A 14,794-nucleotide genomic window follows, 5' to 3' on the forward strand; every position below is an offset into this window, starting at 1 on the left:
CTGACTGGCGGCTAGTCCGTCTGCGGCCCCGCGAATCCCTTGCCCCGGCTGTCAATCTGCGGATCGGGGTTGTCGTTCCACCACGGCACATCGGTCCACGGGCGCACGTCGACCTCGTGGCTCCAGCAATTGCGCGGCTGGTGGGCGAGGTGCCAGTAGGTTTCGGCCAGCGCCGCCGGGTCGATGATGCCGTCCGCCCCCTTGCCCGCCTTGAAGGCCTCATACTTGTCGCCCAGCAGCTTCCCGAGCGTGTCCGGCGCATCAACCGGCCCGTCGACGATCACATGGGCGACATGGACGCCTTGGCGCGCGAACTCGGCGTTCAGGGTCTGGCATAGCATCCGCCGTCCGCCCATCGCCGCGGCGTGGCTGTGCTGCCCCGCATTGCCGCGCACCGCTGCGGTCGCGGAGGTGACGAGCAGCGTGCCGTGCGCGCCGGTCTTCGCCCGCTCCACCATCGCGGGGAAAAGGGCATGGGCGAGGCGGAACACACCATAGGTGCCGAGCCGCCAGCCCAGCTCGAAGATGCGGTGCGGGGTCTGGTCCAGCGCGCGGTTCCCGATCTGCGCGCCAAGATTGTAGAGCGCAGCGTGGATAGGGCCGATCTCGGCCTCGGTCCGAGCGACCAGCTCCTCGATCGCGCCATCCTCGGCCGCGTTGAGCAGTGTGCCCGAGGCGCTGCCGCCTGCAGCCTCTATCTCGGCCACCATGCGTGCCAGCCCGGCCTCGTCTGAGCGCCGCGCCAGCACCGCATGATAGCCGCCAGCGGCAAAGCGCAAGGCGGCGTTGCCACCGATGCCGGCCCCTGCGCCGATCACGAGGAACACGGGTTTACGGCTATCGGTCATGCTGGCTTCTCCTCGGTTCCCACCCCGCTGCGACTAGGCGGCAGAGCCGGCAAGTCTCGCTCCCCTCCCGCTTGCGGGAGGGGTCGGGGGTGGGCAACTGTCACTTAGACGTGTTCCAGCGCCTGCGCGAAGTCGGCGATCAGGTCATCCGCATCCTCGATGCCGACGCTGATGCGCACGAGGTTGTCGGTGATGCCGAGCATGTCCTTGCGCGCCTGCGGAACCGAAAGGTGGGTCATCGACGCGGGGTGGCTCGCCAGCGTCTCCGTCCCGCCGAGGCTGACGGCGAGCTTGGCGATGGTGAGATTGTCGAGGAAGCGGAAGCACTCGGCCTCTCCGCCCTTGATGAACACAGAGAACGTGCTCCCCGCACCCAGACAGTGGCGGTCATAGATATCCTGCTGGCGCGCATCGCTGATGAAGCCGAGATAGCCGAGCCCCTCGACCTTGGGGTGGCTGCGCAGAAACTCGCAGACCTTCGCCGCATTCTCGCCCGCGCGCTGCATGCGCAGCTCCACAGTCTCAAGCGAGCGGAGCAGCATCCACGCGGTATGGGGATCGACGATCCCGCCCATGGTGTTGCGCAGCGCGCGCACCGGATTGATCCACCGCTTGTCACCCGCGATCGAACCGGCGACGAGATCGGAATGGCCACCGACATACTTGGTCAGGGAATAGGCGACGATGTCCGCACCATGATCGAGCGGGCGTGACCAGAGCGGGCCGAGGAACGTGTTGTCGATGGCGATGGGTGTGCCCTCCAGAGCCGCGTCACGCGCATCCCGCACCGCCTCTACATCGACCAGCGCGTTGGTCGGGTTTGCGGGGCTTTCGAGGTAGATCATCGCCACCTTGCCCCCGCGTTCCGTCGCCTGTGCCTTGGCCTTCGCCAGCACATCGTCCAGCTCCGCGCGGGTCGCTCCCGCCGGGAAGTCGACATAGGTCACGCCAAAGCGGCTCAGCACCTTGGCGACGAAGCCTTCGCTGGCGGCATAGAGCGGGCCGGAATGGACGATCACGTCATTCGCGCTGGCATAGGCCATCATCAGGATGCAGATCGCGGTCATGCCGCTGCTGAACGAAAGCGCGTCCTCGGCCCCGTCCCACACGGCGAGGCGGTCTTCGAGGATTTCCTGATTGGGGCCGTTGAAGCGCGAATAGACGAGGCCTTCAGCCCCGCCTTCGCGCAGGCCGGTGATGCCTTCGAAGTGGCGCTTGCCTGCCGCCGCGCTTTCAAAAGCGAAGGTGCTGGTGAGGAAGATGGGGGCTTTTAGCGACCCTTCCGACAGCACCGGATCGTAACCGTGGCCCATCATCAGAGTGGATGGCTTCAGCGGCCGGCCGCCGATCTCGCGCTTGGCAGGCTTGGGTTTGCGGCGGGGGGTGGGGGTTTCGACGGCGTCGACGGCGTCCGGCATGGGGCGCATCCTTCCTGTGCTCACGCTCCCAGGAAGGCGGGAGCGGGTCGGCGAAGGGCAGGGCGCCCGTTCCTAACCTCCGCAGGAACGCATCTCCGCTACCGTCGCTGTGCTGGACAAGGCGTATCGATGGCGCACAATAGTTTCAAGTCCGCCACCAATGATTTCACGCAAGCGCTGCAATCGTCCACACTATGCCGACGATCAGTGCGATACCTGCGACGTCCAGCAGCGCTCCGGCGAGCACCATGCGTTCGATCCGGATGCGGCCTGTGGCCCAGGCGATCGCGTTGGGGCCAGTGCCAGCGGGGAGCATGAAGCCCCAGCTTGCCGCCAGCGCGGCAGGCAGCGCGAGCAGCACGGGGTCTGCGCCCAGCGCGACCACCAGCGCTGCCACGACCGGCACAATCCCCGTGGCAGTTGCGACATTGCTGGCGAATTCTGTGACGAGGATTACCAGTGCCACCACCGCAAGCGCGACCAGCAGCAGCGGCCAGCTGGCAAGCGGTAGCAAAGCCTGCCCGATCCAGCCCGCCAGGCCCGATGCCTGCATACCTGCCGCCAGCGCCAGTCCGCCGCCGAACATGAAGATCACGCTCCACGGTGCACGCTCGGCCTCTTGCCAGACCAGCAGCGGGCGTCCGGTGCCGTCTGGCAGCAGGAACAGGGCGAGCGCGGCGATCACCGCAATCGTGCCGTCAGTCCATGATCCCGGGGGCAGCAGCGGTGCGACCAGCGGCTGGGTGACCCAGGCAATAAAGGTGACGGCAAAGATCGGCACCAGACGCTTCTCGGGCCTGTTCCATGCCGCATGGCTATGAATCGCGGCGCGGGCTGCGGCAACGTCGAAGGGGTGCTCGGCGACACGCTGGACCCGCGCGACGATCCAGGCGGCCAGCGGCACGCTCACCAGCACCAGCGGCACACCATACATCGACCACTGCACGAAGGTGATCCGTACCCCGGCGATCTCGTCAAGCAGCCCGACGGCGATGGCGTTGGTGGGCGATCCGACGATGGTGCCAAGCCCGCCGATGCTGGCGGCAAAGGCGATGCCCATCGGCAGGGCGCCCGCGATGCCTTCTTGTTGCCCTACCGCTTTGCTACTTGAGGGCGAGGCCTGTGGCGGAGGTGCATCCGGCTGCACCCCGCGTTCGCCCCCTTCAAGCACGGCGAGAGCCATCGGCATCATGATCAGCGCGGTCGAGGTGTTGGAGATGAACATCGATAGCAGCGCAGCGGAGATCATGAAGGCCAGCAGCAGCCGCACCGGCCCGCCACTTGCGCCCACCAATCGCAGGATCGCGAGGCTCAGGCGGCGGTGCAGCCCGGTCCGCTCTATCGCCAGCGCGATGAAGGCCCCGCCCAGCAGCAGGAACAGGATCGGCGAGTAATAGGTGCTCGCGGTTTTCTCGGCATTGGCGACGCCCGCCAGTGGTAGGACCACAAAGGGCAGAAGTGCCGTTACCGAAAGCGGCACCGCCTCGGTCATCCACCAGGCGGCCATCCACAAGGTCAGCCCCGCAACGAGCCACGCCGCAGGTGGCATTCCGGCAGGCGGGGCGACGAGAGCCGTCAGGGCGAAGGCCAGCGGGCCAAGCAGAAGGCCGATATGGCGTGCCGTCATGTGCGCGTTGATCCCTCCGGCCCTGATGGCCCGGCCGGAGGACTATCAGCCCGGAGCCTGCCTCGGCAAGCGGCGCGCTATTCGACCGCATTCTTGTTCGGCGGATCACCCGGCAGATCGATGTTCGAGAAGAACACGCGCGTGGTCGCCTGATCGCGGCGCTTCATGCGCTGCAGCTTAAGCGACCGGGCGTACATCACATCACACGCCGCCTGCCCCAACTGCTCGGTGCAGACTGGTCGATCCGAGGTGATGCCGGGCTCGGACACGACCGGCTGATAGCTGGACGGGCGCGCGCCGCCGTGGAGATCGGCGATGTCGGCTTCTCGGATCGTGGCGTCCGTACCACTGGTTTCCGTCAGCAGTTCCGTGACGGGCTCTTCGGCATAACCCGCCAGATGCGCGCGCACGTCGCTCTCGAAATTGGGGAAGTAGTATGGCGCGACTTCGGCATAAAGCTCCGACACGGCCAGCCTGCCGGCATTCTTCTGGGTGCCGCGCAGCGAGTTGATGAAATCGGCAGCGGCCACATCCAGCAGCGAACTGACGTTAGCCCCCGTGAAGGCATGGGACTGGAGATGCGGCATCCCGATCTCGCCGCGCCAGAAGCCGTAGATCACCTTGGGATCCTTCCAGTGGCGATAGACGATGTTCTCGCGGATGTCGCGCAGCGAGACCGGAATGCCGCGCAGAGTGATGAACTTCGCCTCGTCCAGCGGCTCGCCGCCGATCGTGATGTCGCGCGGCTCGCGCACCGGCCATTCCTTGGCGATCTGCTCCATCATCGCGATGTTGTGGAAGTTGAGCCAGAACGCCAGCTGTTCGTTGCGCGGCAGGGCCGATATGTCATGCATCTCGACTACCCGCTCCAAATCCTGGCGGTATTCGGTGAAGCTTTCGACGACCTTCTTGTCGAAGAACCGGAACAGCACGAGCGAACCTTCGAGCCTGTAGCGCGACTGCGGCCCGCTCTTCAGCCGCGAGCCGGTGAGGGACGCAGGGCTCGGCGCACCCTGCCGGTTTGAAGGTCCCATCGAGATCAGGATGTTCTTAAGCGCGTAATCCCAGATCTCGTAATCGATCTTGTGGCGAATGGGATCGCTGGTCGGAGTGAAGATCGCCAGCCGTTCGTCCGAAAACGAGGCTTCATCATCGGCCTGTGTAAGGCCGGGGACGAAATGGCGCTCTTGCCTTTCGGTCTGTCGGTAGGTCTCAGGTGTTTCGGCGGCAGCGATGGCAGGCAGGGTCAGATATGACCCGGCCAGCAGAGCAATCACGACTTTCGGCAGCATCTCATCTCTCCCACCAGATGAATCGAGCCCGTCCGAAAGGCACGATATATCAGGTGGATAAACCCACGATGAATGCAGCTTCACGCAGGTTGAAGGTGCGGAAGGTCACAGTCGGGGTGCGCAAGAGCGCTGACTACTCGATCTCGCTCGGCTCGCCTTCGACGCCTGGGAGAGTGATGTTGCTGAAGGTGACCGTTCCGGTGCGCCCCTGACGGATGATCTCCTGGAACTTGGTTTCGCGTTCCTTGAGCAGCGCGGCCATGCTTTGCGGGATGCGGAAGCTGACCGAGACACCGCCGGAGGTGATGTTCGAATAGGTCGGCTCGCGCACGCCGCCTTCGAGATCGGCGATGTCGTATTCCTTGATCACCGCGTCCGCGCCGCTTGTCTGGCCGAGGAGCGCGTTGGTCTTCTCGTCCGAGTAGCGGGTCAGGTGGGCGCGGACATCAGACTCGAAATTCGGGAAGAAGAACGGGGCTGCCTCGCGGTAGTATTCGGAGACCTGAAGGCGGCCATCCTGATCTTGCGAGCCGCGCAGCGAGTTGATGAAATCGGCCGCGCCGCGGACCAGCAGGCGTCCGACATTATCGGCGTTGAAAGCCTCGCGTTGAAGGGAAGGGCTGCCGATCTCGCCGCGCCAGAAGCCGTAGATCACGACCGGATCCTTCCAGTGGCGGTAGACGATCTTCTCGCGGATATCGCGCGGCGACAGCTTGATGCCCTCCACGGTGATGAAGCGCGCTTCATCCAGCGGGACGCCGCCGATCTGAATCTCGCGCGGCTGGCGGACCGGCCAGGCATTGGCGATCTGTTCGACCATCGCGACATTGTGGAGATTGATCCAGAAGGCGAGCTGCTCGTTGCGGCTAAGCGACTGGATGTCGACGATATTCGCCGTGTTTTCCAGATCCTTGCGATACTCGGTAAAGCTGGCGATCACGTCGGGATCGAGGAAGCTGAACATCACCCGCGTGCCTTCGAGCCGGTAGCGCGAGACGTGGCCATATTGGCGGCGGGTGCCGAAGCTGGGATCGGGGCGGGGCGCGCCTTCGCGCAGGGAGGGGCCCATCGAGATGACGATGTTCTTCATCGCCTCGTCCCAGATCGCATAATCGATCTTGTCGTTGTTCGGCGTCTTGGAAGGCGCGAAGGTCGCAAGGTCGGCATCACCAGACTGCATCTGGGCATAGGCCGGAGCGGCAGCGATCAGGGCTGTGGCCAGCAACGCAGGGCGGACGAAGGGCAGGAACGGCATGGCTTGATGTTTCCCGTGAAACAATCCCGGCAAGCGGGGTGTGGCGAGGTCTGGAGCGGGTCTAAAGCGGGCAAGAGGGGGTCTGCGCGGGGTCTGGGACCAGCTGGCGCCTGCCTGTCCCCCGTGACAATTCAATAGCATCAACGCAGGCCAAGGTGTTGCCCGCAATCGGTTTGCATCGGCGCTTTGTCGAGTCTGCAAGCAGTCCGTCGAACGGGGCGGCGAAACGGCAAGGGGGCGGACCTCGCGACCCGCCCCCTTGCTCATGTCCGAACTGACAGCGCGCTTATTTGGGCGCGAGCACCATCAGCATCTGGCGGCCTTCGAGCCGCGGGAAGGCTTCGACCTTGGCGACTTCGGCCACGTCTTCCTGCACCTTCTTGAGCAGGTCCATGCCGAGGTGCTGGTGCGCCATTTCACGCCCGCGGAAGCGCAGGGTGATCTTCACCTTGTCGCCATGTTCGATGAACTTCGTGACGTTGCGCATCTTCACGTCATAATCATGCGTGTCGATGTTCGGGCGCATCTTCACTTCCTTGATGTCCTGGGTCTTCTGCGTCTTGCGCGCCAGGTTGGCCTTCTTCTGCGCTTCGTAGCGGAATTTGCCGACATCGAGGTACTTGCACACCGGCGGGTCCGCATTGGGGGACACTTCGACGAGGTTCAGGCCCTTTTCGTTGGCCTGCTCAATCGCTTCGCGGGTGAACATCACACCAAGGTTTTCCCCTTCGTCATCGATGACGCGGACCTTGGGGACATTGATCATGTTATCAAATCGCGGGCCGCTTTTTACGGGCGGGGCCATCGAGCGCCGGGGTGGACGTGATATGGGGTGTTCTCCTGTGGTGGCTTACGTGCTGCGCGCTCCTTAGTCCGAAACGGTGGCGAGCGCTAGGTGAGTCTGCGCCGTCCTGCCGCGAGCGAGCGCGGGCACCACAAAAGGGTTCTGCCGGCCAGCCGACAGGGTCCAGAACGGAGGCGGTGATACATTCAAATCGGATGAAAATTCCGGCCGGGTTGTAACCAAGTATAATTTTTTTACCCAAATCAGCAGTTTATGCTGACTTTTTGCAATTACAGCGACAAAACCGGTGCGAGGCTGATCTGTAATTGACGTAATCCGGGGCCCCACGTGGAATTCGAGAAGCTGCTGAAGGGACTTGAGTCGAATTTCTCGTCAGCATCATTGCGCGATTTGGCAGCCACAATTCTTCGGCTCGCAGATTCCATCGATCAGGACTGCAACTCGGAACACGTCCGGTCGACCTACCCGATGTTTTCGAGGGCCGCGCGGATTGAACGCAATGCCATGCAGCTTGGCGTCGTGGCGGCCAAAGAGCAAAGTCGCGCAAAGGTTCGCGACGACGCCATCGGCCCGGATATCATCGGCATTCCCGCGTGGAACATGCTCCTCGAATTGTTCAGGCAATTCGCTGGCGGAGCAAAAGTCTCGACCAAATCGCTTCAGCTCATAGCGGGCTGTCCCGAGACGACCGCGCTCAGGATCATTGACCGGCTTGAACAGCGGGGTCTTGTGATTCGCACCCAATCCGCTGCCGACCGGCGCGTCACCTTCATCAACCTGACGCGCGAGGGTGTGGTGACAGTCGGCTTGGTGCTGGAGCGCCTGAGCGATTAGCCCGGCGTCTTCTGGCCCCCCGCCTGCCACAGCGGGAAGCGGGCGATGCGGCCGCTGGCGGGCATCAGCGCCTCAATCCGGCGGGCGGGCTGGAGGGCGGCCAGAATTTCGGGCGCGCCTGCGTCCATTCCGCCGGTGAGCGTGCCGAAGGCTGGCAGGATCATCCGCTCGGCGCCTGTGCTGCTGCGCCCCATGACAGCGCAAGGGCGGGCAATATGGCGGCTCCTGACGTTCACCCGCAGCTTGGGGTGATAGTGCCCCGATAGCTCGGGTGCAGTCTCTCCGGCGCGGGCTTCGTGGCGCAGAATGATGCTGCCGACTTCAAGTTCGGCCACGATCGTCCCGCCGAACCCGCGCGGTAACGCCTCGTCGTGGTTGCCGGTGATCCACACCCAGTCGAGCGCGCGGGTCAGCGCCTCCAGCATGCCGGTGCAATGCGAGTCCAAGCGCAATGCGCCTGCATCATCGTGGAAATTGTCCCCTAGCGTGATGATCCGCCGCGCGCCGGTGATCCGCACCGCATCTGCCAGCCGCTCCAGCGTGTCGCGGCTGTCATAGGGCGGGAGCATCTGCCCGCGCTGGGCGAACCAGCTGGCCTTTTCCAGATGGAGATCGGCCACCAGCAACGCCCGCTCCGCCGGCCAGTACAAGGCGCGCGCCGGCCCGAGCGACATCTCGTGCCCGGCGAACTGGAAAGGGGCGAACATAGCGCGAACCATGCCTTGCCTCTGCCTGCAAACATGCGGCTTTGCAACACCGCTGGCGGGGCCGGGGATGGGGCCGAGGATTGGGCCAAGGATAGGGTTGTGCGGCGCGCCTCATCGCCTATGGTACGCCCTGAATGACGGACGGGGATGTATGACGGACTGGACACAACACACAGGCCACGCACGCGTGTGGTTTGAAAATCTGCGCGACCAGATTTGCGCTGAATTCGAGGCGATCGAGCGCGAGGCCGGTTCTGACGCCAGCTTCCAGTATACCCCGTGGAACCGCGAGGAAGAGGGCAATCCCGATCCCGGCGGCGGGGTGCAGGGGTTGATGAAGGGCAAGGTCTTCGAGAAGGTCGGCGTCAATGTCTCGACCGTCCGGGGCAGCTTCGCCAAGGAGTTTGCTGGCAGCATCAACGGGGCGAGCGCCGATGCGCCGGGCTTTGTCGCCACCGGCATCAGCCTTGTTGCGCACATGAGCAATCCGCATGTGCCTGCGGTGCACATGAACACCCGCTTCCTCACCACCACCAAGGCGTGGTTCGGCGGCGGCGCGGACCTCAATCCGCCGATCCCTTACGAAGAAGACACGGCGGAATTCCACGCCGCGATGCAGGCCGCCTGCGATCCGCATAACGAGACCTATTTCGAACGCTACAAGAAGTGGGCGGACGAGTATTTCTACATCCCCCACCGCCAGGTGCACCGCGGGGTGGGCGGGATTTTCTGCGACCATCTGGAATGCGCGGACGACGCTGCCTTTGGCCGCAACTTCGAATTCATCAAGGACATCGGGAAGCAGTTCCTTGAAGTGTACCCGATGATCGTGCGCAAGCGGATGAACAGCGAATTCTCGCCCGAGGACGAGGCGCAGATGTTCGAATACCGGGGCCGCTATGCCGAGTTCAATCTCGTCTACGACCGCGGCACGATCTTCGGCCTGAAGACCGGCGGCAATATCGACGCGATTTTGATGAGCCTGCCGCCGCGCGCGACTTGGAGTTAATCGTCGCGGCCTAACCGACCGCGACGACCCGCTGCCGGAACCAGTCGGCCAGTTCCTCTTCGGACAGTTCCCCGGCGGCGAGGGCAATGAAGGCTGTTGCCACTTCGGCATCGCTGGTGGTTGGCAGATCGAAGCCATTGAGCACCAGAAAGGTCTCGCTGATCACAGCCGCTGTGCGCTTGTTTCCATCGGCAAACGGATGATTGCGCGCGATCCCGTAAGCATATGCGGCCGCAAGCTGGCTGACATCAGGCGCGCCATAGGCTTCAAGCTGCTGTGGCCGCGCCATCGCGCTTTCTAGCAATGCGACATCGCGCACACCATCCAGCCCGCCGTGTTCGGCCAGCTGTTCGCGATGCGCGGCCTGCGCCACCGACGTGGCGACCCAAATCCAGTTCGATTTGGTCAAGGTGCAGGCTTACTTGGCGAGTTCGGCAAGAGCGCGCCTACGCTTGCGCATAATCTCGCGAGCGACCCGCATCTGTTCTTCGAAATCATCTTCTGGAACGCTCAGTTCGATCCCGCGCGGCGTGGTCGTCACCGTAAGCTCGTCGCCTAGCTCCGACTGGAGGTGGGCCAGCAAGTCCTTGGGCAGGATGATTCCAGCAGAATTGCCAATCTTGGTGATCTTGAGCGTCGTGTTCATACGTCCGTTATAACACGCGCCCTGCCGCACCGCAACAATCCCGCTTGCCCCTGCTGCGGCTCCGCCCCATATCCGTGAGCTATGCTGCGCCAATATGAACTCGTCGAGAAGGTCCTCGATTACGACCCCGACGCCGATGAGGCGATGCTCAACCGCGCCTATGTCTACACCGTGCAGAAGCACGGCACCCAGAAGCGGGCGAGCGGCGATCCCTATTTCAGCCACCCGGTTGAAGTCGCGGGGCTGATGACCGATCTGAAGCTCGACATGGCGACGATCATCACCGCGCTGCTGCACGACACGGTGGAGGACACCCTCGCCACGATCGACGATATCGAGGTCCATTTCGGCCCCGAGGTCGCGCGGCTGGTGGACGGGGTGACCAAGCTCTCCAAGATCGAGGCCATGCCCGAGAACGAGCGCGCGGCGGAAAACCTGCGCAAGTTCCTGCTCGCCATGTCCGAAGACATCCGCGTGCTGCTGGTCAAGCTGGCCGACCGCCTGCACAACATGCGCACGCTGCACTTCATCAAGTCACCCGAAAAGCGCCAGCGCATCGCCCGCGAGACGATGGATATCTACGCCCCGCTGGCCGAGCGGGTGGGCATGTACGAATACATGCACGAAATGCAGGCGCTGGCCTTCCGCGAGCTGGAGCCCGAGGCGCATGCGACCATCACCAACCGGCTCGAACAGCTGCGCAATCAGGACGGGGGGCAGGTCGATGCGATTGCCCTCACGATCAAGCAGCGCCTCGCCGAAGCGGGGCTCAAGGTCGAGGTCTACGGGCGCGAGAAGCACCCCTTTTCGATCTGGCACAAGATGGCCGAGCGCCATGTCAGCTTCGAACAGGTTACAGACATCATGGCCTTCCGCGTCCTCACCGAAAGCGACGAGGATTGCTACCGCGCGCTGGGCATCCTGCACACCACCTGGCAGTTCCTGCCCGGGCGGTTCAAGGACTATATCTCGACGCCGAAGTCGAACGGCTATCGCAGCCTTCACACCTCGCTGATGTACCAGAACTCGATGCGCGTCGAAGTGCAGATCCGCACCCGCGAGATGCATCGCACCAACGAATTCGGCCTCGCCGCGCACTGGGCCTACAAGCAAGGCGACAAGCCCGATGGCGCAGTGGGCTGGCTGCGCGATCTGATCGAGATCGTCGATGCCAGCCACGATGCCGAAGAACTGCTCGAACACACCCGCATGGCGATCTATCAGGATCGTATCTTTGCCTTCACCCCCAAGGGCGCGCTGTTCCAGCTGCCCAAGGGCGCGACGGCGGTGGACTTTGCCTTTGCGGTGCACACCAATCTGGGGCTGCAGACGGCGGGCGTGAAGATCAACGGGCGGCACATGCCGTTGAGGACGCCGCTGGCGAACGGCGACGTGGTGGAGATCATCAAGAACCCGCACGCCAGCCCGCAGCTGTCATGGCTGTCCTTCGTCGTCACCGGGAAGGCGCGCGCCGCCGTGCGCCGCGCGGTGCGCATGAAGGAGCGTGACGAGGTCGCCGCAATCGGATCGAAGCTGTTCGACGAGATCGCCGCCCGCGTGCCCGCCCGGATCGGCAAGAAGGCAATCCGCGCTGCGGTGGAACGGCTCGGCATGGAGGAGCCTGACGACCTCATGTACGCGATCGGCGCCGCCAAGATCGCCGACCGCGAGGTGATGGAGGCGCTGGTCCCCGGCTGCACCGCGGGCATCGCCGAAGACGAACACTGGGAACGCCGCGAACGCGCCATCTCGATCCGCGGCCTCACGCCCGGCGTCGCCTTCGAACTCGCGCCCTGTTGCCACCCGGTGCCGGGCGACCGCATCGTCGGCATCCGCCGCAAGGGGGAGACCGTGCTGGTCCACGCGATCGATTGCTTGGAACTGGCAAGCGGCGTGGATAGCGACTGGATCGACCTTGCCTGGGGCAACCAGTCCTCGGGCGCGACCGGGCAACTGTCGGTGACGATTTACGACCGGCTCGGCACGCTGGCGGAGATGGCGGGCATCTTCGCCCAGAACAAGGCCAACATCATCACGCTGATGCAGTCGCAGATCGACCATCCCTTCGTCACCTATGACGTCGAGGTCGAGGTCGAGGATGTGGCGCACCTCAACCGCATCGTCTCGGCCCTGCGCGCGAGTGACGCGGTGGCGCAGGCGGAGCGGCAGTAGGGTTCAATACATCGTCATTGCGAGGAGCCGCAGGCGACGCGGCAATCCATGGGCTGACGGTGCCCCGTGCGGAGCGGTCAGTCCATGGATTGCTTCGCTACGCTCGCAATGACGACTAAGGGGCCACCCGCCGCACCGGCACGCGGATGTTGCAAATATCCGCTCCGCCCGCGGGCACAATGAAAAACGGATCGCGGCGGTTGACGATGGCTTCGGCATAGGTGGCGAAGGTGTCGCTCTCGGTCGAGAGATACTCGAACTTCGGTTGCTCACCAGCGGCCAGATCACTCGCCACCCGCACCGACAGGATCGGCGTGCGCTTGCCCGCTTCCTCGGCGGTATAGAAGCCGAGCGCACCCGACCCGCGCGGCAGCGAGGAGAGGTGCTGCATCCCCTCGATCACCCGGCCGACCAGCGCGATATTGCGATCGAGGTGGCGTGGCGCATGGCCGATTACGGTATAAAGCTCCGCGCCCGATCCGGTGTCGGGGGAGTAGTTCCGGCCAACGCCGACCATGCCGTAGCAGTGGGTGGGCCAGCCGATTTCCGGTGGACTGTTCGGGGCGAACGCGGTTCCGATTGGAAACCCGTTCGAAAAAGTGACGATGGGACTGTAAGGATCAAAAAAGTTGGCACGGCGTGGAACGGGACGAAGCTGAACAGAACCCGATTTGCCGAAACCTTCGTATGCGATGCGATGATCTCTGAACCAAAGGAACGGCGACACTGAAGCATTAAGCTCGGTGAGATATTCCGCCTCCCCCATCACCTTCAGCCCTTCGGGCAGGGGCTTGGGCTTCCCCGTCGCCTCCGGGTTGTCGTAGTTGGGATCGCCCCACTGGGTGACGTAATTATCCTGCACCCGGTTGACCGAGATGCCGTCATACCACTTGGCGCGGGCGAACAGGCGTATGTTGTGCACCCAGCCCTGTGAGAAGGGCGCAGGCATCAGCTGGATCACCACCTGTCGCGGCTTGCCATCCGCATCCGGGGCGAGGGTCATCACCAGCAGATCCTCCGCCGGGATCGCCACCCAGTCCGCCTTGGGCGCGGCAGCGACAATTTCCGAGGGTGCCAGGGCCACAGGCTTGGTGGCCTCCTGCGCGGTCAGCGGCACGGAGAGGGCGAATGCAGCCGAAGCCGCCAGAAGCATCGTTCTCATGGCGCATTTGGTGCCACCACGCGCCTTGCGAAGCAATCCATTCGCGGCTAGTGGGCCCGCTCTTGCCTTTCCATGCGCCTATGTCGCGCACCGGAAAGTCATGCGGAGCGGTGGCCGAGTGGTCGAAGGCGCACGCCTGGAAAGTGTGTATACGTCAAAAGCGTATCGTGGGTTCGAATCCCACCCGCTCCGCCAAATAATCCAATAAAATCAGATTTGTGTGCGTGAAAATCTGACCTTCCGCGTGGACGCAGCCCGTCATCGTGGCGCGTCCAGAGGTTCAGGCGCGGCTTTGACATCCTTTTCACAGCGGCTGCGTCATCCACGCGGGAGAACATGCATCTGACAATCGTCTGATTGCGTCAGTCAATGAAAGCCGCACGCTGATGAACGCCCGCAGCGCCCTGATAATCGTCCTTGGTTTGACGCTCGCCGCCCCGGCAGCGCAGGCGCAATCGACGCTCGGCAAGTATCTGGCGAGAAACACGCAAAGCGATGCAGCGGGCGCCCAGACAACAAGCGCCGGTGTCAAGAAGGTGTTCGAAAGCGCGGACGGGTATTGGCGCGGTGACGACAATCGCGCTGCGGGAGGATCGTGCTCGGTCACATCCGTGGCAGGGCCGAAAAAGGCAGGTTATGTCGCGCCAACCAGCGGCAGCGAGTTCGCCTTCATTGTCATCAGCGGTCCTGACATTCCGCCGATGAAAGCGGGCAAGAACAAGGCAATGACCCTCTACACCGCGTCCAACGAGGCGACGCAGGCGGTGGAGGCTTTCCCCGCGCCCAATACCGCCGAAAAGGGCAGCGGGATCCATTTCAGCGATACCCAATATGGCGTCGCCGATAATCGGGTCGATATCCTCGGCCCAGGCGGACAGATGGGTCAGACGTCCGAGCTCGACGTCACGTCGCGTTCCCGGAAGTGTTCGCGCACGCCGTACCTCGAAGAAGGCGGCGTGGGCGTGAAAGCCTACCGGGTGTTCGACTTCAGTATGGAGTGCTGAGCGATGCTTAAGGCA

General features: G+C 63.7%; 14 protein-coding genes and 1 tRNA gene. 5 read left to right on the forward strand and 10 right to left on the reverse strand.

Annotated elements, in window-relative coordinates:
- Positions 1 to 11: 11 nt before the first annotated feature.
- The 6 genes from KVF90_RS07125 to infC form a co-directional block, all read right to left on the reverse strand.
- The gene (locus KVF90_RS07125) at positions 12 to 848 is read right to left on the reverse strand and encodes an SDR family NAD(P)-dependent oxidoreductase (protein WP_264394152.1); all 837 of its coding nucleotides are present in this window, start codon (positions 846 to 848) and stop codon (positions 12 to 14) included.
- A gap of 104 nt (positions 849 to 952) precedes the next feature.
- Positions 953 to 2,266, reverse strand: coding sequence for a cystathionine gamma-synthase family protein (locus tag KVF90_RS07130; RefSeq protein WP_264394153.1), 1,314 nt, complete (start codon positions 2,264 to 2,266; stop codon positions 953 to 955).
- A gap of 166 nt (positions 2,267 to 2,432) precedes the next feature.
- Positions 2,433 to 3,893, reverse strand: a complete 1,461-nt coding sequence (locus KVF90_RS07135; protein ID WP_264394154.1) for an SLC13 family permease — start codon at positions 3,891 to 3,893, stop codon at positions 2,433 to 2,435.
- Positions 3,894 to 3,970: 77 nt separating this feature from the next.
- Positions 3,971 to 5,185, reverse strand: a complete 1,215-nt coding sequence (locus tag KVF90_RS07140; RefSeq protein ID WP_264394155.1) for a DUF547 domain-containing protein — start codon at positions 5,183 to 5,185, stop codon at positions 3,971 to 3,973.
- A gap of 133 nt (positions 5,186 to 5,318) precedes the next feature.
- The gene (locus KVF90_RS07145) at positions 5,319 to 6,440 is read right to left on the reverse strand and encodes a DUF547 domain-containing protein (protein WP_264394156.1); all 1,122 of its coding nucleotides are present in this window, start codon (positions 6,438 to 6,440) and stop codon (positions 5,319 to 5,321) included.
- Between the two features lie 286 nt (positions 6,441 to 6,726).
- Positions 6,727 to 7,245 carry a translation initiation factor IF-3 gene (gene infC / locus KVF90_RS07150; protein ID WP_264394157.1) on the reverse strand — a complete coding sequence of 173 codons (519 nt, stop codon included), beginning with the start codon at positions 7,243 to 7,245 and terminating at the stop codon, positions 6,727 to 6,729.
- 327 nt (positions 7,246 to 7,572) lie between these two features.
- On the opposite strand from infC, the gene KVF90_RS07155 reads away from it, so the two are divergent.
- Complete coding sequence (locus tag KVF90_RS07155) at positions 7,573 to 8,079, forward strand: MarR family transcriptional regulator (protein ID WP_264394158.1); 507 nt, start codon at positions 7,573 to 7,575, stop codon at positions 8,077 to 8,079.
- Here the strand turns inward: KVF90_RS07155 and pdeM are convergent.
- Positions 8,076 to 8,786 (reverse strand): ligase-associated DNA damage response endonuclease PdeM, encoded by a 711-nt coding sequence (gene pdeM / locus KVF90_RS07160; RefSeq protein ID WP_264394159.1) that lies wholly within the window; start codon positions 8,784 to 8,786, stop codon positions 8,076 to 8,078. The genes KVF90_RS07155 and pdeM overlap by 4 nt on opposite strands.
- A gap of 151 nt (positions 8,787 to 8,937) precedes the next feature.
- Between pdeM and hemF the strand changes: the two genes are divergently transcribed.
- Positions 8,938 to 9,795 (forward strand): oxygen-dependent coproporphyrinogen oxidase, encoded by an 858-nt coding sequence (gene hemF, locus KVF90_RS07165; protein ID WP_264394160.1) that lies wholly within the window; start codon positions 8,938 to 8,940, stop codon positions 9,793 to 9,795.
- Between the two features lie 10 nt (positions 9,796 to 9,805).
- Here the strand turns inward: hemF and KVF90_RS07170 are convergent, their stop codons facing one another.
- Both KVF90_RS07170 and KVF90_RS07175 read right to left on the reverse strand, forming a co-directional pair.
- A complete protein-coding gene (locus KVF90_RS07170) occupies positions 9,806 to 10,204 on the reverse strand; it encodes a type II toxin-antitoxin system death-on-curing family toxin (protein ID WP_264394161.1) in 399 nt (132 codons plus the stop codon).
- A gap of 9 nt (positions 10,205 to 10,213) precedes the next feature.
- The gene (locus KVF90_RS07175) at positions 10,214 to 10,441 is read right to left on the reverse strand and encodes an AbrB/MazE/SpoVT family DNA-binding domain-containing protein (RefSeq protein ID WP_264394162.1); all 228 of its coding nucleotides are present in this window, start codon (positions 10,439 to 10,441) and stop codon (positions 10,214 to 10,216) included.
- 81 nt (positions 10,442 to 10,522) lie between these two features.
- Here KVF90_RS07175 and KVF90_RS07180 point away from each other — a divergent pair, with 81 nt between their 5' ends.
- Positions 10,523 to 12,613 (forward strand): RelA/SpoT family protein, encoded by a 2,091-nt coding sequence (locus tag KVF90_RS07180; RefSeq protein ID WP_264394163.1) that lies wholly within the window; start codon positions 10,523 to 10,525, stop codon positions 12,611 to 12,613.
- A 115-nt stretch (positions 12,614 to 12,728) separates the two neighbouring features.
- Here KVF90_RS07180 and KVF90_RS07185 read toward each other — a convergent pair whose 3' ends face one another.
- Complete coding sequence (locus tag KVF90_RS07185) at positions 12,729 to 13,775, reverse strand: peptidylprolyl isomerase (RefSeq protein ID WP_264394164.1); 1,047 nt, start codon at positions 13,773 to 13,775, stop codon at positions 12,729 to 12,731.
- A 104-nt stretch (positions 13,776 to 13,879) separates the two neighbouring features.
- Here KVF90_RS07185 and KVF90_RS07190 point away from each other — a divergent pair.
- A tRNA-Ser gene (locus tag KVF90_RS07190) sits at positions 13,880 to 13,970 on the forward strand.
- Positions 13,971 to 14,161: 191 nt separating this feature from the next.
- Complete coding sequence (locus KVF90_RS07195; RefSeq protein WP_264394165.1) at positions 14,162 to 14,779, forward strand: hypothetical protein; 618 nt, start codon at positions 14,162 to 14,164, stop codon at positions 14,777 to 14,779.
- Positions 14,780 to 14,794: the final 15 nt, after the last annotated feature.

The sequence above is a fragment of the Porphyrobacter sp. ULC335 genome (genome assembly GCF_025917005.1).
Classification (GTDB): Bacteria; Pseudomonadota; Alphaproteobacteria; order Sphingomonadales; family Sphingomonadaceae; genus Erythrobacter.

Coding starts and splice junctions, on each gene's coding strand:
- KVF90_RS07125 (WP_264394152.1), bottom strand. CDS start 848: ATGACCGATAGCCGTAAACCCGTGTTCCTCGTGATCGGCGCAGGGGCC.
- KVF90_RS07130 (WP_264394153.1), bottom strand. CDS start 2,266: ATGCCGGACGCCGTCGACGCCGTCGAAACCCCCACCCCCCGCCGCAAA.
- KVF90_RS07135 (WP_264394154.1), bottom strand. CDS start 3,893: ATGACGGCACGCCATATCGGCCTTCTGCTTGGCCCGCTGGCCTTCGCC.
- KVF90_RS07140 (WP_264394155.1), bottom strand. CDS start 5,185: ATGCTGCCGAAAGTCGTGATTGCTCTGCTGGCCGGGTCATATCTGACC.
- KVF90_RS07145 (WP_264394156.1), bottom strand. CDS start 6,440: ATGCCGTTCCTGCCCTTCGTCCGCCCTGCGTTGCTGGCCACAGCCCTG.
- infC (WP_264394157.1), bottom strand. CDS start 7,245: ATGGCCCCGCCCGTAAAAAGCGGCCCGCGATTTGATAACATGATCAAT.
- pdeM (WP_264394159.1), bottom strand. CDS start 8,786: ATGTTCGCCCCTTTCCAGTTCGCCGGGCACGAGATGTCGCTCGGGCCG.
- hemF (WP_264394160.1), top strand. CDS start 8,938: ATGACGGACTGGACACAACACACAGGCCACGCACGCGTGTGGTTTGAA.
- KVF90_RS07175 (WP_264394162.1), bottom strand. CDS start 10,441: ATGAACACGACGCTCAAGATCACCAAGATTGGCAATTCTGCTGGAATC.
- KVF90_RS07180 (WP_264394163.1), top strand. CDS start 10,523: ATGCTGCGCCAATATGAACTCGTCGAGAAGGTCCTCGATTACGACCCC.
- KVF90_RS07185 (WP_264394164.1), bottom strand. CDS start 13,775: ATGAGAACGATGCTTCTGGCGGCTTCGGCTGCATTCGCCCTCTCCGTG.
- KVF90_RS07195 (WP_264394165.1), top strand. CDS start 14,162: ATGAACGCCCGCAGCGCCCTGATAATCGTCCTTGGTTTGACGCTCGCC.